This window comes from Burkholderia sp. 8Y, from assembly GCF_902506145.1.
In the GTDB taxonomy this organism is placed as follows: Bacteria; Pseudomonadota; Gammaproteobacteria; order Burkholderiales; family Burkholderiaceae; genus Caballeronia.
In genome coordinates this window covers 1,934,574-1,955,625 of record NZ_LR733520.1, presented here as the reverse complement: position 1 = coordinate 1,955,625, position 21,052 = coordinate 1,934,574, and the positions used below count along the sequence as shown (strand labels likewise).

The 21,052-nt window shown below is 64.4% G+C and carries 20 protein-coding genes and 3 tRNA genes; 17 read left to right on the top strand and 6 right to left on the bottom strand.

Annotated features, from left to right (window positions below; genetic code table 11):
* Window positions 1-7: 7 nt before the first annotated feature.
* The 9 genes from GV035_RS19725 to nagZ all read left to right on the top strand — a co-directional run bounded on the left by GV035_RS19725 (window position 8) and on the right by nagZ (window position 8,488).
* Complete coding sequence (locus GV035_RS19725; protein ID WP_159836657.1) at window positions 8-268, top strand: glutaredoxin family protein; 261 nt, start codon at window positions 8-10, stop codon at window positions 266-268.
* Between the two features lie 125 nt (window positions 269-393).
* Window positions 394-2,184, top strand: a complete 1,791-nt coding sequence (gene lepA, locus GV035_RS19720; protein WP_159836656.1) for a translation elongation factor 4 — start codon at window positions 394-396, stop codon at window positions 2,182-2,184.
* Window positions 2,185-2,238: 54 nt separating this feature from the next.
* On the top strand, window positions 2,239-3,132 hold the full coding sequence (gene lepB, locus GV035_RS19715) for a signal peptidase I (RefSeq protein WP_159836655.1): 894 nt from the start codon (window positions 2,239-2,241) through the stop codon (window positions 3,130-3,132).
* A 139-nt stretch (window positions 3,133-3,271) separates the two neighbouring features.
* Window positions 3,272-4,366 (top strand): ribonuclease III, encoded by a 1,095-nt coding sequence (rnc, locus tag GV035_RS19710; protein ID WP_159836654.1) that lies wholly within the window; start codon window positions 3,272-3,274, stop codon window positions 4,364-4,366.
* Window positions 4,367-4,431: 65 nt separating this feature from the next.
* Window positions 4,432-5,331, top strand: coding sequence for a GTPase Era (gene era, locus GV035_RS19705; RefSeq protein WP_159836653.1), 900 nt, complete (start codon window positions 4,432-4,434; stop codon window positions 5,329-5,331).
* Window positions 5,332-5,347: 16 nt separating this feature from the next.
* A complete protein-coding gene (gene recO, locus GV035_RS19700; protein ID WP_159836652.1) occupies window positions 5,348-6,226 on the top strand; it encodes a DNA repair protein RecO in 879 nt (292 codons plus the stop codon).
* Window positions 6,223-6,996, top strand: a complete 774-nt coding sequence (pdxJ, locus tag GV035_RS19695; RefSeq protein WP_159836651.1) for a pyridoxine 5'-phosphate synthase — start codon at window positions 6,223-6,225, stop codon at window positions 6,994-6,996. Before recO ends, pdxJ begins: the two co-directional genes overlap by 4 nt.
* 8 nt (window positions 6,997-7,004) lie before the next feature.
* On the top strand, window positions 7,005-7,409 hold the full coding sequence (gene acpS, locus GV035_RS19690) for a holo-ACP synthase (RefSeq protein WP_159836650.1): 405 nt from the start codon (window positions 7,005-7,007) through the stop codon (window positions 7,407-7,409).
* 50 nt (window positions 7,410-7,459) lie between these two features.
* Complete coding sequence (nagZ, locus tag GV035_RS19685; RefSeq protein WP_159836649.1) at window positions 7,460-8,488, top strand: beta-N-acetylhexosaminidase; 1,029 nt, start codon at window positions 7,460-7,462, stop codon at window positions 8,486-8,488.
* 67 nt (window positions 8,489-8,555) lie between these two features.
* Here nagZ and GV035_RS19680 read toward each other — a convergent pair whose 3' ends face one another.
* From GV035_RS19680 to earP, 4 genes are all read right to left on the bottom strand, one after another.
* Complete coding sequence (locus GV035_RS19680) at window positions 8,556-9,947, bottom strand: sigma-54-dependent transcriptional regulator (RefSeq protein ID WP_159836648.1); 1,392 nt, start codon at window positions 9,945-9,947, stop codon at window positions 8,556-8,558.
* A gap of 186 nt (window positions 9,948-10,133) precedes the next feature.
* The gene (locus GV035_RS19675; RefSeq protein ID WP_328698926.1) at window positions 10,134-10,433 is read right to left on the bottom strand and encodes a BON domain-containing protein; all 300 of its coding nucleotides are present in this window, start codon (window positions 10,431-10,433) and stop codon (window positions 10,134-10,136) included.
* A gap of 330 nt (window positions 10,434-10,763) precedes the next feature.
* Window positions 10,764-11,321, bottom strand: coding sequence for an elongation factor P (gene efp / locus GV035_RS19670; protein ID WP_159836646.1), 558 nt, complete (start codon window positions 11,319-11,321; stop codon window positions 10,764-10,766).
* 246 nt (window positions 11,322-11,567) lie between these two features.
* Complete coding sequence (gene earP / locus GV035_RS19665) at window positions 11,568-12,734, bottom strand: elongation factor P maturation arginine rhamnosyltransferase EarP (RefSeq protein ID WP_159836645.1); 1,167 nt, start codon at window positions 12,732-12,734, stop codon at window positions 11,568-11,570.
* A gap of 121 nt (window positions 12,735-12,855) precedes the next feature.
* Between earP and uvrC the strand changes: the two genes are divergently transcribed.
* The 6 genes from uvrC (at window position 12,856) to GV035_RS19635 (ending at window position 17,091) form a co-directional block, all read left to right on the top strand.
* Window positions 12,856-15,216 (top strand): excinuclease ABC subunit UvrC, encoded by a 2,361-nt coding sequence (uvrC, locus tag GV035_RS19660; RefSeq protein ID WP_159836644.1) that lies wholly within the window; start codon window positions 12,856-12,858, stop codon window positions 15,214-15,216.
* A 118-nt stretch (window positions 15,217-15,334) separates the two neighbouring features.
* Window positions 15,335-15,931, top strand: coding sequence for a CDP-diacylglycerol--glycerol-3-phosphate 3-phosphatidyltransferase (gene pgsA / locus GV035_RS19655; protein WP_159836643.1), 597 nt, complete (start codon window positions 15,335-15,337; stop codon window positions 15,929-15,931).
* Between the two features lie 148 nt (window positions 15,932-16,079).
* A tRNA-Gly gene (locus tag GV035_RS19650) sits at window positions 16,080-16,155 on the top strand.
* Between the two features lie 96 nt (window positions 16,156-16,251).
* Window positions 16,252-16,327 (top strand) — tRNA-Gly (locus tag GV035_RS19645).
* An 80-nt stretch (window positions 16,328-16,407) separates the two neighbouring features.
* Window positions 16,408-16,481, top strand: a tRNA-Cys gene (locus tag GV035_RS19640).
* A 115-nt stretch (window positions 16,482-16,596) separates the two neighbouring features.
* The gene (locus GV035_RS19635; RefSeq protein WP_159836642.1) at window positions 16,597-17,091 is read left to right on the top strand and encodes a GNAT family N-acetyltransferase; all 495 of its coding nucleotides are present in this window, start codon (window positions 16,597-16,599) and stop codon (window positions 17,089-17,091) included.
* Here the strand turns inward: GV035_RS19635 and GV035_RS19630 are convergent.
* Together GV035_RS19630 and GV035_RS19625 are read right to left on the bottom strand one after the other, a co-directional pair.
* Window positions 17,086-17,949 (bottom strand): cytochrome c oxidase assembly protein, encoded by an 864-nt coding sequence (locus GV035_RS19630; protein ID WP_159836641.1) that lies wholly within the window; start codon window positions 17,947-17,949, stop codon window positions 17,086-17,088. The genes GV035_RS19635 and GV035_RS19630 overlap by 6 nt on opposite strands.
* A 2-nt stretch (window positions 17,950-17,951) precedes the next feature.
* Window positions 17,952-18,584, bottom strand: a complete 633-nt coding sequence (locus GV035_RS19625) for an SCO family protein (RefSeq protein WP_159836640.1) — start codon at window positions 18,582-18,584, stop codon at window positions 17,952-17,954.
* 290 nt (window positions 18,585-18,874) lie between these two features.
* Between GV035_RS19625 and otsB the strand changes: the two genes are divergently transcribed.
* Both otsB and otsA read left to right on the top strand, forming a co-directional pair.
* On the top strand, window positions 18,875-19,627 hold the full coding sequence (otsB, locus tag GV035_RS19620; RefSeq protein WP_159836639.1) for a trehalose-phosphatase: 753 nt from the start codon (window positions 18,875-18,877) through the stop codon (window positions 19,625-19,627).
* A complete protein-coding gene (otsA, locus tag GV035_RS19615) occupies window positions 19,624-21,006 on the top strand; it encodes an alpha,alpha-trehalose-phosphate synthase (UDP-forming) (RefSeq protein ID WP_159836638.1) in 1,383 nt (460 codons plus the stop codon). Before otsB ends, otsA begins: the two co-directional genes overlap by 4 nt.
* Window positions 21,007-21,052 lie beyond the last annotated feature (46 nt).

Here is a 21,052-nt window from a genome sequence, read left to right as displayed (position 1 = left end):
AAGCGCGATGACCGCGAACGCAGGCGCGCGGTTCCTGCTGTACGGCCGCGCGTGGTGTCATCTCTGTGAGGACATGCGCGCCGAACTGGAGCCGATCGCGCAACGCTTTGGCGTGCCGATAGACTGGATCGATATCGACGACGATCCGCTGCTGGAAGCGGGTTACAACGAGCGCGTGCCGGTGCTGATGCTGGACGGCGTCGAGTTGTGCGAGCACCGGCTGGACGCGAAAGCCGTGCAGACGGCGCTCGCCGCGCGGGGCGCATGAAGGCGTCCAACGCCGAAACCGCCTGTCCACCCCCGTTTGGGCTAAAATACAGAAGTTTTTCCCCAAATTTTCAAGGCGTGCTCCGCGTGTGTGAGGGCGCGCCTTTTTCGCTTGATCGGCACTGAATGAATCATATTCGTAACTTTTCGATCATTGCGCACATTGATCACGGCAAGTCCACGCTCGCGGACCGCATCATCCAGTTATGCGGCGGGCTGTCCGATCGTGAGATGGAAGCGCAGGTGCTCGATTCGATGGACCTGGAACGCGAGCGCGGCATCACGATCAAGGCGCAGACGGCGGCGCTCACCTACAAGGCGCGCGACGGCCAGGTCTACAACCTCAATCTGATCGATACCCCGGGACACGTCGACTTCTCCTACGAAGTCAGCCGTTCGCTTTCCGCTTGCGAAGGCGCGCTGCTCGTCGTCGATGCCAGTCAGGGCGTCGAGGCGCAAACCGTTGCAAATTGCTATACGGCGATCGAACTGGGCGTCGAAGTCGTGCCGGTGCTGAACAAGATCGACTTGCCCGCCGCGAATCCGGAAAACGCGATCGCGGAAATTGAAGACGTCATCGGCATCGACGCGACCGACGCCGTGCATTGCAGCGCAAAGACGGGCTTGGGCGTGGAAGACGTGCTCGAATCGCTGATCGCGAAAGTGCCGCCGCCGAAGGGCGATCCGGACGCGCCGCTGCAGGCGCTGATCATCGACTCGTGGTTCGACAATTACGTCGGCGTCGTGATGCTCGTGCGCATCTTCAATGGCACGCTGAAGCCCAAGGACAAGATCAAGATGATGGCGACCGGCGCGCAGTATCCGGTCGAGCATCTCGGCGTGTTCGCGCCGAAGTCGACGAACCTTTCGCAACTGGCGGCGGGGCAGGTCGGCTTCGTGATCGCGGGTATCAAGGAACTGACGGCCGCGAAGGTCGGCGACACCGTGACCGTCGCGAATCGCCCGGCCGCCGAGCCGCTGCCGGGTTTCAAGGAAGTGAAGCCGCAGGTTTTCGCGGGGCTGTATCCGGTCGAAGCGAACCAGTACGACGCGCTGCGTGAATCGCTCGAAAAGCTGAAGTTGAACGACGCGTCGCTGCAATTCGAGCCGGAAGTGTCGCAGGCGCTGGGCTTCGGTTTCCGTTGCGGCTTCCTGGGCCTTCTGCACATGGAAATCGTGCAGGAACGGCTCGAACGCGAATTCGACATGGACCTCATTACCACCGCGCCGACGGTGGTCTACGAAGTCGTCCAGCGCGACGGCAGCACGATTCAGGTCGAGAACCCGGCGAAGATGCCGGAGCCTCCCAAGATCGAGGAAGTGCGCGAGCCGATCGTCACCGTGAACCTGTACATGCCGCAGGAGTATGTCGGCTCGGTCATCACGCTGTGCACGAACAAGCGCGGCCAGCAGATCAACATGCAGTACCACGGCCGTCAGGTGCAGTTGACGTACGAAATCCCGATGGCCGAAATCGTGCTCGATTTCTTTGACCGCCTGAAGTCTACGTCGCGCGGCTACGCGTCGATGGACTACGAGTTCAAGGAATACCGCGCGGCGGACGTCGTGAAGGTCGACATGCTGATCAACGGCGACAAGGTAGATGCGTTGTCCGTCATCGTCCACCGCTCGCAGAGCCAGAGCCGCGGCCGGGAAGTCGCGTCGAAGATGCGCGAACTGATCCCGCGCCAGATGTACGACGTGGCGATTCAGGCGACCATCGGCTCGAACATCATCGCCCGGGAAAACATCAAGGCGCTGCGCAAGAACGTGCTCGCGAAGTGCTACGGCGGCGACATCACGCGCAAGAAGAAGCTGCTCGAAAAGCAGAAGGCCGGCAAGAAGCGCATGAAGCAGGTCGGCTCGGTCGAGATTCCGCAAGAGGCTTTTCTCGCCATCCTGCGCGTGGACGACTGACATTCGCGCGCCTTCAGGCGCAGAACAATCGACGATAACAACTGGAAGCGATTGATGAATTTCGCATTGATTCTTTTGATCCTCGTCGTGGTGACGGGTATTGCATGGGTGCTGGACAAACTGATGTTCGTTAAGCACCGCCGCCGCGCGGCGGATGCGGCGGTGGCCGAGTTCGACCGCCAGCAGGAGCGCGTGGGCGAGCGTTTCGCCGATGAAAACGCTGGAGAGACGCGCGCGCGCCTGCGCAGCGAGGCGTTGCGCCAGCCGTGGTGGCTCGAGTACACGGCGAGCTTTTTCCCGGTGATTCTCGCGGTGTTCGTGGTGCGCTCGTTCATCGTCGAGCCGTTCAAGATTCCGTCGGGCTCGATGGTGCCGACGCTGCTCGTCGGCGACTTCATCCTCGTGAACAAATACGAATACGGCCTGCGCCTGCCGATCACGAACACCAAGCTGACGCAAGGCAAGCCGCTTACGCGCGGCGACGTGGTCGTGTTCCGCTATCCGAAGGACGAATCGGTCGATTACATCAAGCGCGTGATCGGGCTGCCGGGCGATACCGTCGCGTACGAAAACAAGCAGCTGACCATCAACGGCAAGCCTGTGCCGGAAACGCCGCAGGCGGATTACTTCGACGACGAGCGCATCGGCTACGCGAAGCAATTCGTCGAAGACCTCGACGGCCGCAAGAATGCGATCCTGAACAACCCGCAAGTGCCGCCGTTCGTCATCGGCGCGGACGACTTTCCGTTCCGCGACAACTGCGTCTACAACGCGCAGGGCGTGACCTGCAAAGTGCCGCCGGGTCATTACTTCATGATGGGCGACAACCGCGACAACAGCGCCGACAGCCGCTACTGGGGCTTCGTGCCGGACAAGAACATCGTCGGCCGCGCGTTCTTCATCTGGATGAACTTCAGCAACCTGAAGCGCATCGGCTCGTTCCAGTGACCCATCGCAGTGCCGTCGCGCACGCGGCGGCGCTGCTTCGAAACGGCGTGAAGAAGCGCGGCTAAGACCGTCTCGCCACGCGTTTTCCCGGCTCGCCGGGCGGAATCGGCCGCCCGCGCGGGCGCGTTATACTCTGTCCATGCCATCTTCTCCGTTGGAAAGCCGGCTGCAGTACGAATTCCGCAATGCGGAATTGCTGCGCCAGGCGATGACCCACCGCAGTCACAGCGCCACGCACAACGAACGGCTCGAATTTCTCGGCGACTCCGTTCTTAATTGCGTGGTGGCGGCGCTTTTGTTCCAACGATTCAGCAAGCTCGACGAAGGCGATCTCTCGCGCGTGCGGGCCAACCTCGTCAAACAGCAATCACTTTACGAGATCGCGCAGGCGCTCAACGTATCCGAAGGCCTGCGTCTGGGCGAAGGTGAACTGCGTAGCGGCGGCTTTCGGCGTCCGTCCATTCTGGCGGATACACTCGAAGCCATTTTCGGCGCGATTTTCCTCGACGGTGGTTTCGACGCCGCATTGACCGTCATCAAGCGGCTCTACACGCCGGTGCTGGATCACATCGATCCGCGGACGATCGGCAAGGACGCGAAGACGCTGCTTCAGGAATATCTGCAGGGGCACAAGATCGCGCTGCCGACTTACACGGTGGTCGCGACGCACGGCGCCGCGCACAACCAGCAGTTCGAAGTCGAATGTTCGGTGCCGAAGCTCGACGTGAAAGTGTCCGGCTCCGGGGCGAGCCGCCGCGCGGCGGAGCAGGCGGCCGCCAAGAAGGCGCTCGACGAAGTGGTAGCTGCCGCGCCGACGCTCGGCGTCAAGCCGAAGCGCAAGGGCGCGCGCGCGGCCAAGCTCGCGCAGGTCGAAGTGGTGCCGGGCGTGACCGGCGTGCAGGCCGCGCTCGACTTGCGCTCGCCGGAACGCCGCGAACGCGACCGTCAGCGCGGTCATGCTTCGGAGGCGAGCGCGCCGGGCGAGCAAACCGCGACCGCGCCGCTCGCCGTGATCCGCGCGACGCACGTCGAGCCGTCCGCTGCTTCGTATGCCGCCGCCGAGAAACCCGAGCGGCACGTCATCCATCGTCCGGACAAGGCAGTCCGCAGCGAAACGGCGCCAGCGACGGATGCGAACGCCGGCAGCGCGCCGTCTCCCGACGACGAGCGCAGCAGCGCCAGCGCCGACGCACCGGCCAGCCGCGTGGTGCGCGCCGCCGACGCCGGCCACTGACACGCCTCGCGCCCGCATCGCGCCATCGCAACATTGCGCTCAACGAACCTTCGCCGCACACCACTATGAACGCTCCTACATCTTCCGGTTTCCGCTGCGGCATGGTCGCAATCGTCGGCCGGCCCAACGTCGGCAAGTCGACGCTCATGAACGCGCTCGTCGGCCAGAAGGTGAGCATCACGTCGCGCAAGGCGCAGACGACGCGCCATCGGATCACCGGCATCAACACGGTCGACGACGCCCAGTACATCTTCGTCGATACGCCCGGCTTCCAGACGCGCCATAGCGGCGCGCTCAACCGCTCGCTGAACCGCGCGGTCACGTCCACGCTCACGTCGGTCGATGCCATCCTCTTCGTGATCGAAGCGGGCCGCTTCGGTCCCGACGACGAGAAAGTGCTCGATCTGATTCCGGCGGGCACGCCGACGCTCCTGATCGCGAACAAGCTCGACCGCGTCGGCGACAAGGATTCGCTCTTTCCGTTCATGCAGCAGATGTCCGCGCGGCGCGACTTCCGCGAAATCGTGCCGCTGTCGGCGAAGCATCCGGAGGACATCAAGCGCCTCATGTCGGTCGTGAAGCCGTATCTGCCGGAAGGCGAGCCGATCTACGGCGAGGACGATCTGACCGACCGCAGCGAACGCTTTCTCGCGGCTGAAATCCTGCGCGAGAAGGTGTTCCGCTGGACCGGCGACGAGTTGCCGTACACGAGCACCGTGCTGATCGACAAGTTCGAGACCGAAGGGCGCCTGCGCCGCGTGTTCGCGACCATTCTGGTGGAACGCGACGGCCACAAGGCGATGATCATCGGCCAGAAGGGCGCGAAGCTGAAGCAGATCAGCACCGAGGCGCGGCTCGACATGGAGAAGCTCTTCGACGGTCCCGTGTATCTGGAAACCTTCGTCAAGGTGAAAAGCGGCTGGGCCGACAACGAAGCGGGCCTGCGCGCGTACGGCTACGAGTGAGCCCCGGACGACGCTCATGGACGCCGGCTCGAACGACGCGTGGATGACCCCGCCCGCCGACGATCGTCCCGAGGACGACTTCGGCGCGAGCGAGCGCCCCGCGCCGAAGCGGCGGCGGGCATCGTCGTCCACGGCGGCGGCCGGCACGAGCGCGCCACGCCCGCGTCCGCGTCCGCGCTCCGATTTTCGCGTCAGCGAGCAGCCGGGCTTCGTGCTGCACAGCTATCCATACCGCGAGACGAGCCTCATCATCGACGTGTTCTCGCGCGATCACGGCCGCATTGCGCTCGTCGCGAAGGGCGCGAAGCGTCCGCATTCCGCGCTGCGCGGCGTGCTGCAAACCTTCCAGCCGCTCGGCCTCTCGTGGACCGGCAAGGGCGAAGTCCGCACGTTGACCACAGCCGAATGGGTCGGCGGCATGCTGCCGTTGCGAGGCGACGCGCTTCTGTGCGGCTTCTACGTCAACGAGCTGCTCGTCAAGTTCTGCGCGCGCGAAGACCCGCATCCCGCGCTCTTCAATCACTACGTGCTGACGCTGTCGCGGCTCGCGCACGACGAACCCGCCGTGCAGGTGTTACGTTCGTTCGAGCGCGTGCTCCTGCGCGAAACCGGCTACGCGATGGCGCTCACGCGCACGGTGACGCGGCAGGCCGTGTTGCCCGAAGGCCGCTATACCTTCGATCCCGAGCGCGGCGTGCGCGAAGCCTCCGACGATCTTCCCGCGCAATGGCCGGTCATCGCGGGGCAGACGTTGATCGACATGGAGCGCGACGACTACACGAGCCCGCAGACCGGCGCGCAGAGCAAGACGCTGATGCGCTTTCTGCTCAACTATCATCTGGGCGGCGCGCCGCTCGCCACCCGTCAGATTCTGATCGACCTGCAAAATCTATGAGCTTCTTTCTCTCATCGCCCGCGAACGTGATCGATCTCGGCGTGAACATCGATCACGTCGCCACGCTGCGCAACGCACGCGGCACGTCGTATCCCGATCCCATCCGCGCCGCGCTCGCCGCCGAAGAAGCGGGCGCGGACGCCATCACGCTGCATCTGCGCGAGGATCGCCGTCATATCGTCGATGCCGACGTCCGCACGCTGCGACCGCTCCTCAAGACGCGCATGAATCTCGAATGCGCCGTGACGCGCGAAATGCTCGACATCGCGTGCGAGATCAAGCCGCACGACGTCTGCCTCGTGCCCGAGAAGCGCCAGGAACTGACAACCGAAGGCGGCCTCGATGTCGCCGGCCAGTTCGAAGCCGTGAAGGCCGCGTGCGCGCAGCTTGCGGGCGCGGGCAGCCGCGTGTCGCTTTTCATCGATCCGGACGAGACGCAGATTCGCGCCGCGAAGGAAGCGGGCGCGCCCGTCATCGAACTGCATACGGGGCGCTACGCCGAAGCGACCGACCAAGCCGAGCAGCAGCGCGAATTCGAGCGCGTCGCGGCGAGCGTCGAGTTCGGCAATTCGCTCGGCCTGAAGGTGAACGCGGGCCACGGTCTGCATTACACCAACGTGCAGCCGATCGCCGCGCTGGATGGCATCGTCGAATTGAACATCGGACACGCGATCGTCGCGCACGCGATCTTCGCGGGCTGGGACAACGCGGTGCGCGAGATGAAGGCGATCATGGTCGCCTCGCGTCTCGCCGCGCAGACGAAGCGTTAAGCACAGCCATGGCGATCTACGGAATCGGCACGGACCTCGTGCAAGTGAGCCGCGTCGCGGGCGTCATGGAGCGCACCAATGGGCGCTTCGCCGAGAAAGTGCTCGGCCCGGACGAACTGCGCATCTATCACGCGCGGCGCGCGCGCTCGGAAGTGCGCGGGCTCGCGTTTCTCGCCACGCGCTTTTCCGCGAAGGAAGCGTTCTCGAAGGCGATCGGCCTCGGCATGCGCTGGCCGATGACCTGGCGCGCGCTGCAGACGCTCAACGAGCCGAGCGGCAAGCCGGTGATCGCGGCATCGGGCGAACTGGCCGAATGGCTCGCAGAACGCGGCATCACGGCGCAGGTGACGCTCAGCGACGAGCGCGACTACGCGGTCACGTTCGTTATCGCCGAAATCGCGGATAAGGCGTAATCGCGCCGAATCATCACACCCACACCACAACAAGAAGCCAATTGAATCCGATGAAACGCATTCCCGGCCCCGTCATGTTCGACGTCGCCGGCACGACGCTCACCGACGCGGATATCGAGCGCCTGTCGCATCCGATGACGGGCGGGATCATTCTCTTTGCGCGGCACTTTCAGGATCGCGCGCAACTGGTGGCGCTCACCGACGCGATCCGCGCCGTGCGCGACGACATTCTGATCGCGGTCGATCACGAAGGCGGGCGCGTGCAGCGTTTTCGCACCGATGGCTTCACGGTCCTGCCGGCGCCGGGCAAGCTCGGCGCGTTGTGGGATCGGGACGTGCTGGCCGCGAGCAAGGCGGCGACGGCATTCGGCTACGTGCTCGCGTCGGAACTGCGCGCGTGCGGCATCGACATGAGCTTCACGCCGGTGCTCGATCTGGACTACGGACAGTCGCAGGTGATCGGCGACCGCGCGCTGCATGGCGATCCGCGCGTGGTGACGATGCTCGCGAAGAGTCTGAATCACGGTCTCGCGCTCGCGGGCATGGCGAACTGCGGCAAGCACTTTCCGGGGCATGGCTTCGCGGCGGCGGATTCTCACGTCGCATTGCCGACGGACGATCGCCCGCTCGACGACATCCTCGCCGCCGATGTCCGTCCGTACGACTGGCTCGGGCACTCGCTCGCGTCGGTGATTCCGGCGCACGTCATCTACACGCAAGTGGACGACAAGCCCGCCGGTTTCTCGCGCATCTGGCTGCAGGACATTCTGCGCGGCAAGCTCGGCTTCAACGGCGCGATTTTCAGCGACGATCTTTCGATGGAAGCCGCCCGCGCGGGCGGCACGCTCACCGAAGCCGCGACGGCCGCGCTCACCGCCGGCTGCGACATGGTGCTGATCTGCAATCAGCCGGAGGAGGCGGGCAAGGTGCTGGAGCAGTTGCGCTTCACGCCGACGAAGGCGTCGCAGCAGCGCATCAAGCAGATGCGTCCGCGCGGCAAGGCGCTGCGTTGGAGCAAGCTGCAAAGTCAGCCGGAGTATCAGGCCGCGCGTCAGCTCGTGAAAAGCGCGCTGGGCTGAATCGCCTGCTGGGAATGGAAAAAAACGCCACGGCTGTGGCGTTTTTTCGGGGGAAGCGCAGGGCTCTTTACGACGATTCCAGCTTCATGCGCTGAAGCTTGTTATAGAGCGTCTTCGGGCTGATGCCGAGCAGCGTCGCCGCCCGATGCCGCGTGCCGCCGACCGCTTCCAGCGTCGCGCGAATCAGCATGTCCTCGACATCCGCGAGCGCCGTGCCGACCGTCACCTGCACGCTGCTGCCGTTGAGTCCGCGTCCACCGATCCCGCCCGGCTCGTCGACGCGCAACGTCTCGATCGTCTCGCCCGACGCGTGGTATGCGCGCCGCACGCGCTCGCGCATCTCGCGCACGTTGCCCGGCCAGTCGTTCGCGAGGCATTCGCGCAGGAAAGCCGGGCTGATGCGCTTTGGCGACCCGCTCGTGATGCCCGCGATGTGGTTCTCGCGGTTCAGCTCGTCGACGAACTGCTCGGCCATCAGCGCGATGTCGTCGTCGCGTTCGCGCAGCGGCGGCAGCACGATCGACGACGCCGACAGGCGCTGGAACAGGTCTTCGCGCAGCGCGCCGCTCGACACCGCATCGCGTACCGGCGTGCGCGATGCCGCGATCAGGCGGAAGTCCGTCATGATGCGATTGCTGCCGCCGACGCGCATGAACGTCTGCGAGTCCAGCGCGCGCAGCAACGCTTCCTGTTGCGCGGCGGGCAGCGAATCGATCTGATCGAGGAACAGCGTGCCGCCGCCCGCCTGTTCCAGCAGGCCCGGCTCGCGATTTTCCGCGCCGGCGAACGCGTTGCGCTCGTGCCCGAACAGAATGCTGTCCATCGAACGGTGCGCGCCTTCTTCGCGGATCGTCGAGCAGTCGAAACTGATAAACGGTCCCTTGCGACGGCGGCTCAACTGATGAATGGTGTGCGCGGCGAGTTTCTTGCCCGTTCCCGGCTCGCCGCAGATCAGCACGGCGGCTTCCGTCGGCGCGGTGTGTTCGATCAGATCGTAGACGTGCTGCATCGGCACGCTGCGTCCAAGCATGTCGCCGAAATGACCGAGTTCGCGCAGCGTCGAACGCAGCGCCTGGACTTCTTCGGTCAGCTCGTAGGGACGCGGAATGCGCGCGAGCAGGCTGCGCAGGCGCGGGATGTTGACGGGTTTCAGCAGGTAATCCCAGATGCCGTGGCGCAGGCCCTCGATCGCGCTTTCGACCGTCGCGTTGCCCGTCATCACGATAACGGGAAGCGCGCCGTCGGGCGGTTGCGAGGGCAGGCTCGGCAGGAGGTCGAGTCCGCTGCCGTCGGGCAGGTTCAGGTCGATCAACACGACGTCCGGGATGAAGCGCGTCAGTGCGGAGCGGGCTTCGGCGAGCGTCGTGGCGGTGTCGACCGAGAAGCCGTCGGCGGACAGGATCGCGGACAGGCCAGAAAGGCTATTGGGATCGTCTTCGACAATCAGAGCGTGTGGCATGGCAGACACAACGTATCAAAGTGGACTGTAATGAGCCGTTGCCGCATGCGTCGCCGGGCGAGGGCGGCGCTTGAAACTCGGGCGCTCGTGGTCGGGCTGCGGCGTCTCGTCTCGGTCGAGCATCGGATCGGCGCGTGCATCCCGCTGCGGTTTGTCTTCGTCCTGCGATTGGATCGGACTATTGCGTCATTGCGGCTTCACGTGCAGATCGTTGTTGACGGATTGCACCCCCGACACGCTGCGGGTTACGGCGACGGCCTTCTGAATCTGTTCCTCCGAATTCACGTTACCGGACAACACCACGACTCCGCGATACGTCGAGACGCTCATCGCCAGCGACTTCAATCCCGGATCGGCCAGGAGCGCCGCCTTCACGCGCGCGGTCACCGACGCATCCGACGCGTAATCTCCGGCAGATTCGCTGGTCGGTGTCGACGTGCATCCCGCGATGAAAAAGGCAGGAAGAGCAAGCGCCGCGACGATCATCAATCGGCCGAAGATGAATGGCGAGTTGCGCATGTCGTGTTGTTTGGTCCGTATCAAGCCAACTGAGCAGGAACTGTGCCAAGCGATTATTGCTGACTGCCCGGCGCGACGGCGCTTGATTCGGCAAGGAAAAGGGGCGCGAAGCCCGGCGTTTCAACCAGCGCGACCGCACGACAAACGCGACGATGGCCGGTAAAGTTTGCCTGAATTTGTCAAAAACTTCATGCAAAAGAAAAAGCGCCCGCGATGGGGCGCTTTTTCGTAACAGCGGCGGAGGGCGGCGTCGGAACCGCCGCCCCGCTCTCGGCGTGAAGACGTAAGGCTTACGTCTTACGCGCGGCTGCGGTATTCGTTGGTGCGGGTGTCGATTTCGATCTTGTCGCCGATGTTGCAGAAGAGCGGCACTTGCAGTTCGAAGCCGGTGTTCAGCTTGGCGGTCTTCAGCACCTTGCCCGACGACGTATCGCCCTTGACGGCCGGTTCCGTGTACACGATTTCGCGAACCAGCGTGGTCGGCAGTTCGACCGAGATGGCCTTCTCGTTGTAGAACACGACTTCGCACGGCATGCCGTCTTCCAGGTAGTTCAGCGCGTCGCCCATCATTTCGGCTTCGACTTCGAACTGGTTGTAGTCGGCGTCCATGAACACGTACATCGGGTCCGCGAAGTACGAGTACGTCACTTCCTTGCGGTCGAGCACGACGACGTCGAACTTGTCGTCCGCCTTGTAGACGGTTTCCATGCCGGCGTTGGTCAGCAGGTTCTTGAACTTCATCTTCACGACCGCTGAGTTACGGCCGGATTTGTTGTACTCGGCGCGCTGCACGACCATGGCATCGTTGCCGATCATGACGACGTTGCCGACGCGGAGTTCTTGTGCGGTCTTCATAAAACTGGATCCTTACGAATGAATATGGCCAGGTATGGCTGATTAGTGCTGATTGTGGCTGATCGGATTCGCGGCGCTGTCAGACGGCGCTGTCAGACATTTTCGGCTCATCACCGCGAATGATCGCGGTAAAAGCGGCCTGCTCCTCGGATAACCGCTTATCTTAACTGACTTTTTGCTTATTTGGCGAGCCGGGGAGGGCGGCGCGCGCTGGCGAGTCGCGCCGCTCAGACGCGTCCGCGTGCTTCACGCCGCGATGCGCGCAGCAACATGCGCGACGAGGTTGCCTGCGAGATCGCCGACGCCCGCGAGTTCGTCCGCCCATCGGCTGGCGCGCGATACGAATTCGGCGCGATGCCGCCAGAAATCGGCCCAGTCCGGCGTCCCCGCGCCGTTCCATGCGTGCCAGAAGCGGCTGATCGACTGCTCCGCCGACGCCGACAGCCCGCGCGTGTAGTGCGCGAGCGCGGCGTCCAGTTTCGGCAGATGCGCGTCGTCGGCTTGTGGGTAGATGTGCCAGACGAACGGCTTTCGGGCCCACTGCGCGCGCACGAACGAATCTTCGCCGCGCACGAAGTTGATATCGGACGCCCAAAGCAATTCATCGAAGCGCGGCTGCTCGACGAAACCGAGCGCGTGCGCCTGAAGCGCGCCCGCCCGCGCCGATCTGCCCGCCGCGAATTCCGGCAGCCCGAAAAAACGCGCGACCGCGCCGGAAATCCGCCCTTCGGGCACGAGCAGAATGATCGGCGAAGCGCCGTCGCGCCATTGCGCGAGCAGGGCGTCGACGGCGGGATTCTCGTACGCGAAGAGAGAGACGACGGTCGAGGCGTCGTCCGGACGCGCGATGCCCAGGCGTTCCCGCCACCACGCAGGCGCATCGAAGCGCATGCGAGCGGCATCGAGATCGCGTTCCTTCAGCACGCCTCCGGTGCCCGCGCCGAGGCCGGGAAAAAAGAAGCTCTTGTCGAGCGGATAGCGCGGGTGCGGCGAAGGCCGCAAATGGAAGTCCGCGACCCAGTCCTCACCGCTCAGATACTCCAGATTGATCCAGACGGGTTTGCGCTCGCGACGCGCCATCGCCGCGATGTACGCATGCGGAAGTTCGCACGCGAAGGCTTCGACGACGACATCCGCGATCTCCAGCGTGTCGCCGGCATGCGCGGGCTCGCGCCAGTGCGCGATGAGGACGCCCGCGGCCTCCTGCCGCGCGAGCGACGCATCGACGGCGGGGCAGAGCGCGTGAAAGACGGCGAGATCGTCGACGAAGAGCCGCACGCGCAAGCCATGTTCCGCGTGCAGTTGACGCGCGAGCCGCCAGCACACGCCGATATCGCCGAAATTGTCGACGACCGCGCAGAAGATGTCGCAGGCGAGTTCCGGCGAAGAAGAAGGCGTGATGGCAGAGGACATGGCGGGAGCGCGGCCGGCGGGACCGCGCCGTAATGTTCTAAACTGGCGATTCTAAGATACCCGCCGCCCCACGGCACGCCGCCTCCCTTGTCCCTTCGCGCTTCGTCGCGATATTCGCTGCATGACTCAGACCGACGCCCCCGATTTCGCATTCGACCCGAAGAAGACGCTCGCGCAATTGCCGCATTTGCCGGGCGTGTACCGCTATTACGACGGCGACGGCAACGTGCTCTACGTCGGCAAGGCGCGCAACCTGAAAAAGCGCGTGTCGAGCTACTTCACGAAGACGCTGCATTCGCCGCGCATCGCGATGATGGTCACGCGCATCCGCCGGATCGAGACGACGGTGACGCGCTCCGAGGCCGAGGCGCTGCTGCTCGAAAACAATCTGATCAAGGCGCTTGCGCCGCGCTACAACATCCTGTTTCGCGACGACAAGTCGTATCCGTTCCTGAAGCTCACGGGTCACGCGTTTCCGCGCATGGCGTACTACCGCGGCGCGGTCGACAAGAAAAACCAGTATTTCGGCCCGTTCCCGAGCGCGTGGGCCGTGCGCGAGAGCATCCAGATTTTGCAGCGCGTATTCCAGTTGCGCACGTGCGAAGACTCGGTGTTCAGCAACCGCACGCGTCCGTGCCTGCTCCATCAGATCGGGCGATGCACCGCGCCGTGCACCGGCCTCATCACCGAGGAGGATTACGCCCGCGACGTGGCGAACGCGTCGCGCTTTCTGCTCGGGCGGCAGGGCGAGGTGATGAAGGAACTCGAGCAGAAGATGCACGCGTTCGCCGCCGATCTTAAGTTCGAGCAGGCGGCGGCCGTGCGTAACCAGATGAGTTCGCTTTCGACGGTGCTGCATCAGCAGGCGATCGAAGTCGGCAGCGACAGCGACGTGGATATCCTCGCGGTGGTCGCGCTGGGCGGCAAGGTGTGCGTGAATCTCGCGATGGTGCGCGGCGGGCGGCATCTCGGCGACAAGGCGTATTTTCCTGCGCACGTGGAAAGCGCGGTGGCGCTCGGCGGCGAGGAAGACGACATCGAGGACGCGGAGCCGGGTGAGGTGGTCGTTGATGTAGAAGTCGGGGCGGATGCGGGGACTTCGGTGAACGATGGGGGCAACGCCGATTTGGACGCTGAGGCCGCGCTCGACGCGGGCGCCAACGCCAGCGCCAGCGCGAGTGCGAGTGCGAACGCCAGCGCGAATGCGAACGCCGAAGTCAACGCCGAAGCCCAAGCCGAAGCCCAAGCCGAAGCCGAAGCCGAAGCCGAAGCCAACGCCGAAACCAACGCCGAAACCAACGCCAACGCCGAAACCCACGCCGAAACCCACGCCGAAACCCACGCCGAAACCCACGCCGACGCGGGCGCCGACGCGGACGCTGACGCCGACGCCAATGCCAGCACCGAGCCAGGCACCAACCCCGAACCTCGCGAAGGCACCCTCGAATCCGAAGTGCTCGAAGCATTCATGGCCCAGCATTACATCGGCAATCGCGTGCCGCCGGTGCTGATCGTGACCCATGCGCCGAGCCGCGAACTCGTCGATCTGCTCATCGAACAGGCGGGGCACAAGGTCGTCTTGCTGCGCCAGCCGCAGGGCCAGAAGCGCGTATGGCTTTCGATGGCCGAGCAGAACGCGAAGCTCGCGCTCGCGCGTCTCTTGTCGGAGCAAGGCTCGCAGCAGGCGCGCACGCGCTCGCTCGCCGAAACGCTCGGGCTCGACATGGACGATCTCGCGCTGATGCGCATCGAGTGCTTCGACATCAGCCATACGATGGGCGAGGCAACGCAGGCGTCGTGCGTCGTCTATCACCATCACAAGATGCAGACGGGCGAATATCGCCGCTACAACATCAACGGCATCACGCCCGGCGACGATTACGCCGCGATGCGTCAGGTGCTCACGCGCCGCTACGAGAAGATGGTCGCGCAGGCGGCCGCCAACGCCAACGAGGAAGCCGCGATCCTGCAGCCCGAAGACGCCGCCGACCCCAACGTCACGCCCGACGCCGCGCCCGCGGTCGCGGCGGGCGGCACGCTGCCGAATATTGTGCTGATCGACGGCGGCAAGGGGCAGGTCGAGATCGCGCGGCAGGTGTTCTCGGAACTCGGGCTCGACCACGGCATGTTGGTCGGCGTCGCGAAGGGCGAAGGGCGCAAGGTCGGTCTGGAAACGCTGATCTTCGCGGACGGGCGTCCGGCGCTCGAACTCGGCAAGGAAAGCGCGGCGCTGATGCTCGTCGCGCAGATTCGCGACGAGGCGCACCGCTTCGCGATCACCGGCATGCGAGCGAAGCGGGCGAAGGCGCGACAGACGTCGCGGCTGGAAGAACTCGAAGGCGTCGGCGCGAAACGGCGTCAGCGGCTGCTGTCGCGCTTCGGCGGGTTGCGCGGCGTGCAAGCGGCGAGCGTCGAGGATCTGGCGAGCGTCGAAGGCATTTCGCTTGCGCTCGCGCAGCAGATCTACCGGCAGTTGCATTGACGAGCCCTGCGGCGCGGCCCGCCGCAAGCCGCGCCGCGCCGGGCTCGCGCCTTGTGAGCATCGGAGCGACGCGGCACAATGGCGGCTCCCTTACATGTCCTTCACTCGCTGATCGCCCATGCCGTTCAACTTACCGATCTTTCTGACGTGGCTGCGAATCGTGCTGATTCCGCTCGTCGTGGGCGTGTTCTATCTGCCGGACATGATGCTGAGCCTGGATCATCGCAATCTGCTCGCGATGATCATCTTCGTGCTCGCCGCGCTCACCGATTGGTTCGACGGTTTTCTCGCGCGCAAGCTCGATCAGACGTCCGCGTTCGGCGCGTTCCTCGATCCGGTCGCCGACAAGCTGATGGTGACGGCGGCACTGCTCGTGCTCGTGCAGCTCTCGCGCCTGAACGCGGTGATCGCGCTCGTGATCGTCGGCCGGGAAATCACCATTTCGGCGCTGCGCGAATGGATGGCGCAAATCGGCGCGTCCAAGAGCGTGGCCGTCAATTCGCTCGGCAAGTTCAAGACCGTCTGCCAGATGGTCGCCATTCCGATGCTGCTGTTCTACGGCCCGTTGCGCATCACGGGCACGCAATGGGTGATGGACACGCGCGTGTGGGGCTTGTGGCTGATCGACGTCGCGGCCTTCCTCACCGTCTGGTCGATGCTCTATTACATGAAGCTCGCGTGGCCGCAAATTCGAGAGCGCGGCGGCATGTTGTGAGCAGGCGGCGGCGCGATGCAAAAAATTGCGTCGAACGCGCCTAAACGGCTCGCGAGACAGTTGACAGGCGGCTTTTCCTTCTACATAATCTCGTTTCTCTGATGCGCGACGCAAAGCAGTAAGCGAAGCGGTCAAGGCAGAAGTTCATGCGGGAGTAGCTCAGTTGGTAGAGCGCAACCTTGCCAAGGTTGAGGTCGCGAGTTCGAGACTCGTCTCCCGCTCCACGTTTTGAAATCCTCGGTGCAGGCAGCGCGTGAGCGAAGCGGTACCGGAAACAGCAAGCAGTAGATTGCAAGCAGCAAAGCAGCGCAGGATTTAATGCGGGAGTAGCTCAGTTGGTAGAGCGCAACCTTGCCAAGGTTGAGGTCGCGAGTTCGAGACTCGTCTCCCGCTCCAGTCAAAGGGGAAGCAACGCTTCCCTTTTTGTTTGGTGAGCCAGCCGGCGTTGTTCGACCGGCGCGCACCACACCGCTTTCGGCGCGATAGCAAAGCGGTTATGCAGCGGCCTGCAAAGCCGTTTAGACCGGTTCGACTCCGGTTCGCGCCTCCACTTGAAAAGCCCTGACTCGTCAGGGCTTTTTCTTTATCGTCGTCGCTTTTTGAACAGCGGCTGCGGGCCGCGCGGCATAATCGCAGAACGCCCGTGCGATCCGATACTTATTCCCATGAACGACTCACTCTCCGACATTCAATGGCGCTGGAAGCCCTTCGACGACCTCACGCCCGCTGAAGTCTATGACATGCTCGCCGCCCGCAGCGCGGTGTTCGTCGTCGAGCAGAACTGCGTGTATGGCGATATCGACGGGCTCGATACCGATGCATGGCATCTCTTCGCGTACGGCGAAAGCGATCAGCGTCCGCGTCTCGCCGGCTATCTGCGCGTGCTGCTGCCGGGCAATCCGGAGGCGAGCGAGAAAGACGTTCGCATCGGCCGCGTGCTGACGACCGCCGGGTTTCGCGGCATGAAACTCGGCAGCGCCATGCTGGAACGCGCGCTGAAACACATCCTCGAACAATGGCCCGACGAGCCGATCAGCCTGCACGCGCAGGCGCACTTGCAGCGGTTTTACGGCGCGTTCGGCTTCGTCGCGTCATCGGGTGTGCATGACGAGGACGGCATTCCTCACGTCTGGATGCGCCGCCCCGGCTTCGGCTCATGACGCGGTCGCGCTGACGGGTTTGATCGGCGTCGCGCGCTCCTGACGCAGCCGCGAGCGTGCCGACAGCCGCAGCCAATGGCGCAGCGCGATCAGCGCGCCGATCACGCTCATCATGGAGCCGGGAATCCACAGCAAGAGACCGCCGATCTGCTGGTCGCGCATCGGCGTGATCCACGTGAACGCACGGCCGCAGATCGAATAGATCGGATACAGCTCGTGCGGCGTGAAGAAGATGAACGCGCCGAGAATGATCTGCGGCGGAATCGCGGCAATCACGACGAGCACGCGGCGTCCCGGCGCGAGCCGCGCGGGCGGCGCGGGACGCGGGTCCAGCACGAGCCACCAGAACAGCAGCCCGTCGATCACCATGCTCCAGTTCATCACGCGGTAGAGCCGGGCGTCGAGCATCGCCTTGAAATGAATCGGCGAGAGCAGCCAGAAGTAGATCAGGCCGACGAACAGCAGCACCGCGACGGCCGGGTTGAACACGATATCGAAGAACAGGCGCGCCGCCCGCGTCTCGGTGAGCGGACGCAGCCAGCGTTGCCGCCAGGCGAACGGCACGCCCGCGCGCAGCGCCGCGCCGGGATACGAGAGCGCGATCAGAAACGGCCCGAGGTGATGCAGCACCAGATGCTGCAGCCGATGCATGAAGAACTCGTGCTCGAAGAAGTAGTCGAGCCGCGTATGCAGCGCCACATAGAGCGCGCCCAAGCCCAGCCAGAACGCGATGCGCCGCGAGATCGACACCCGCGCATGCCGCGCGCCACGCACAAACAGAATGGCGGCGACGAGAACCAAAATCACGACCGTCGGCGACGGTTCCCACGGGTCGAGCCAATACAAGAGCGTGCTCATGGTCACGCGTCCTTCGAATGAATGATGCGTCGCAGATCGGCTGCGATGGCGTCGATGGAATCGCGGTCGGTCGCAAGCAGGCGCGCGTGGCCGTCGCGATCGAAGATATAGACGCCTGAGCTGTGCGACACCTCGTACGCGCCGTTCGGGTCGCGCTTTTCCATCTGATACGCGATGCGATACCGCTGCGCGACGGCTTCGATGGCGCGGCCGCTGCCGGTCAAACCGACGGCGTGCTTTTCGTCGAACGCGCGGACATAGGCGCGCAGGAGCGACGGCGTATCCCGCGCCGGATCGACGGAGACAAAAAGAATGCGCGCATTGTCCGCGTCGGGCCCGACGCGCTGCAAAACCTGCATCAGACGCGCCATCGTTTCGGGACAGACATCCGGACAATGCGTGTAGCCAAAGTAGACGAGTGTCGTGTGGCCTTCGAACGAGCGGCCGGTCACGTGCGCGCCGCTGTCGTCGGTGAGCGAGAAATTCAGATCGGGCAGGTGCCCCGAAACGTCAGTCAGATGCCACGGCTCGGAGGGCCGCGAGCACGCGGTCAGCATCAGAAACGCGAGCGGAACGACGAAACGGCGCCAGCGCGCGGCGGGCAAGAGAAGCAAAGCAGGGAACGAAGTGTGCATCGGGAAGATCGAGCCGCGGGATGCGGCGGACTTTGACGGCAGGAACATCTGTCGCAAAATACACGCCTTTGCGGCCGGAGGTGGCGCATCATCTCCATTGCAGACGATTTTTGAGACGTTTTGTCGCACGATCCAGGCGCGCTGAAAGCTCCGTTTCAGATGAACGGAAGGCTCGCCGAATGCGTCCGTCAGTCACACCGGCTTTTTCCGGCCGAACGCTGGCGCACGTAAGATGCGCAAACATCCACGCGCCGCGCGCCGTCAGAAGGGAAACCACAGGCCAACAACCGATGCAAATTCTTCCCGATTCCCTGTCTCTTGCCGAGACTGCATTTTTCTTCGATTTCGACGGCACGCTCGTCGAACTCGCGTCCACGCCGGACGGCATCTTCGTGCCGCGTTCGGTGCCCGATATCCTCGCCGCGCTGCGACGCGCGACCAACAACGCGGTCGCGGTCGTGTCGGGGCGCGGTATCGACAATATCGATTCGTTTCTCCAGATTCCCGATTTGCCGGTCGCGGGCATGCACGGCGCCGAGCGGCGCGACGCAAATGGCGACGTGCAGCGCATCGGATTCAACGACGAGCGGCTCCTGCGCATGGAGCATGTGCTGGAAGGCGTGGTGAGCGCCAATCCGGGCATGCTGCTGGAGATCAAGGGCGCCGCGCTCGCGCTGCATTACCGCAATGCGCCGGACCGCGAGCCGGCCGCACGCGCGGCGACCGAGCGGCTCGTCGCCGAATACGTCGACGCCTACATGCTCCAGCCGGGCAAGATGGTCTACGAAATCAAGCCGAAGGACGTGGACAAGGGCCGCGCGTTGCGCGCGTTCATGGCGGAGCCGCCGTTTACGGGCCGAAAGCCCGTGTTCATCGGCGACGATTTGACGGACGAGAAAGGCTTTGCGGTCGTCAACGCGTTCGATGGTCTTTCGGTCAAGATCGGCGCGGGCGAAACGGTGGCGCGCGCGCGGATCGAATCGGTCGAATTGCTGCTCGACTGGCTGCAAGTGATCGCGGGGACGGCGGGGAAGCACGCGTGAGCCGCCTGATTATCGTTTCGAACCGGGTCGCGCCGATTTCCGAGGGCGGTCCGGCGGCGGGTGGTCTCGCGGTCGGCGTCTACGACGCGCTCAAGGAAACCGGCGGCGTGTGGTTCGGCTGGAGCGGCGACGTGCTGTCGGCGCCCCCCGAGGGCATCAAGCTGGAAGAGCATGGCCCGGTGACGTTCGCGACCGTCGGCCTCGTGCGGCGCGACTACGACCAGTATTACCGCGGCTTTTCGAACGCGACGCTCTGGCCCGCGTTCCACTATCGCCCGGATCTGATCGAATTCGATCGCCACGAATACGACGGCTATTGCCGCGTGAATCACTGGCTTGCCGCGCGGCTCGCGCCGCTGCTGCGGCCCGACGACGTCATCTGGGTTCACGACTATCACCTGATTCCGTTCGCGCAGGCGTTGCGCGCGCTGGGCATCGGCAACCGCATCGGCTTCTTTCTGCACATTCCGTTTCCCGCGTCGCAGATTCTGCTAAGCGTGCCGCGTCACCGCGAACTGGTCGAGGCGCTTTGCGCGTTCGATTTGCTCGGCTTTCAGACGGAGCCGGACCTGCGCGCGTTTTGCGATTACATCGAGACGGAGGCGGGCGGCGCGCTCGCGCGGCATGCGGGCAAACCCGTCGATGTTCGCGCGTTCGGGAAGACGCTGAAGGCGGCGGCGTATCCGATCGGCGTGTATCCGGATGAAGTGCGCGCACTCGCGAAAGACGGCGAGGGCGGGCGCGACGTGCAGATCGTCAAGGAGACGCTGCATCAGCGCAAGCTCGTGATGAGCGTGGACCGGCTGGATTACTCGAAGGGTCTCGTCGAGCGTTTTCGCGCGTTCGAGCGCCTGTTCGAGCACGACCCGCAGCAGCGCAACAACGTGTCGTTGCTACAGATCGCGCCGCCGACGCGCACCGATGTCGACGCGTACCGCGACATCCGTCAGCAACTCGAAGCCGAATCGGGGCGCATCAACGGGCGGTACGCGGAACTGGACTGGACGCCGATCCGGTATATCCATCGGCAGTACGAGCGGCCGGTGCTCGCCGCGCTCTTTCGCGAGGCGCATGTCGGCCTGGTCACGCCGCTGCGCGATGGCATGAACCTCGTCGCGAAGGAATACGTGTCCGCGCAGAATCCGGACGATCCCGGCGTGCTCGTGCTCTCGCAGTTCGCGGGCGCGGCGCGCGAGCTGACGGCGGCGCTGATCGTGAATCCGCTCGACATCGACGGCATGGCCGATGCGCTCGCCACCGCGCTCGCGATGCCGCTCGACGAGCGCCGGGCGCGGCATCGCGAGATGTTTGGGCAATTGCGCGACAACAACGTGTCGGTCTGGCGCGATAACTTCCTGCGCGATCTGAAGGCGCGATAAACGCAAAAAAGCCGCGTTTCCCGAGACAGGAAACGCGGCTTTTTCG

Bases quoted from the DNA above. Each gene is read 5' to 3' on its own strand.
- rnc (WP_159836654.1), top strand. From the start codon at position 3,272: ATGCCATCTTCTCCGTTGGAAAGCCGGCTGCAGTACGAATTCCGCAAT.
- GV035_RS19675 (WP_328698926.1), bottom strand. From the start codon at position 10,433: ATGATCGTCGCGGCGCTTGCTCTTCCTGCCTTTTTCATCGCGGGATGC.
- earP (WP_159836645.1), bottom strand. From the start codon at position 12,734: ATGTCCTCTGCCATCACGCCTTCTTCTTCGCCGGAACTCGCCTGCGAC.
- lepB (WP_159836655.1), top strand. From the start codon at position 2,239: ATGAATTTCGCATTGATTCTTTTGATCCTCGTCGTGGTGACGGGTATT.
- recO (WP_159836652.1), top strand. From the start codon at position 5,348: ATGGACGCCGGCTCGAACGACGCGTGGATGACCCCGCCCGCCGACGAT.
- uvrC (WP_159836644.1), top strand. From the start codon at position 12,856: ATGACTCAGACCGACGCCCCCGATTTCGCATTCGACCCGAAGAAGACG.
- GV035_RS19725 (WP_159836657.1), top strand. From the start codon at position 8: ATGACCGCGAACGCAGGCGCGCGGTTCCTGCTGTACGGCCGCGCGTGG.
- pgsA (WP_159836643.1), top strand. From the start codon at position 15,335: ATGCCGTTCAACTTACCGATCTTTCTGACGTGGCTGCGAATCGTGCTG.
- era (WP_159836653.1), top strand. From the start codon at position 4,432: ATGAACGCTCCTACATCTTCCGGTTTCCGCTGCGGCATGGTCGCAATC.
- pdxJ (WP_159836651.1), top strand. From the start codon at position 6,223: ATGAGCTTCTTTCTCTCATCGCCCGCGAACGTGATCGATCTCGGCGTG.
- GV035_RS19635 (WP_159836642.1), top strand. From the start codon at position 16,597: ATGAACGACTCACTCTCCGACATTCAATGGCGCTGGAAGCCCTTCGAC.
- GV035_RS19630 (WP_159836641.1), bottom strand. From the start codon at position 17,949: ATGAGCACGCTCTTGTATTGGCTCGACCCGTGGGAACCGTCGCCGACG.
- acpS (WP_159836650.1), top strand. From the start codon at position 7,005: ATGGCGATCTACGGAATCGGCACGGACCTCGTGCAAGTGAGCCGCGTC.
- nagZ (WP_159836649.1), top strand. From the start codon at position 7,460: ATGAAACGCATTCCCGGCCCCGTCATGTTCGACGTCGCCGGCACGACG.
- GV035_RS19680 (WP_159836648.1), bottom strand. From the start codon at position 9,947: ATGCCACACGCTCTGATTGTCGAAGACGATCCCAATAGCCTTTCTGGC.
- GV035_RS19625 (WP_159836640.1), bottom strand. From the start codon at position 18,584: ATGCACACTTCGTTCCCTGCTTTGCTTCTCTTGCCCGCCGCGCGCTGG.
- otsB (WP_159836639.1), top strand. From the start codon at position 18,875: ATGCAAATTCTTCCCGATTCCCTGTCTCTTGCCGAGACTGCATTTTTC.
- lepA (WP_159836656.1), top strand. From the start codon at position 394: ATGAATCATATTCGTAACTTTTCGATCATTGCGCACATTGATCACGGC.
- efp (WP_159836646.1), bottom strand. From the start codon at position 11,321: ATGAAGACCGCACAAGAACTCCGCGTCGGCAACGTCGTCATGATCGGC.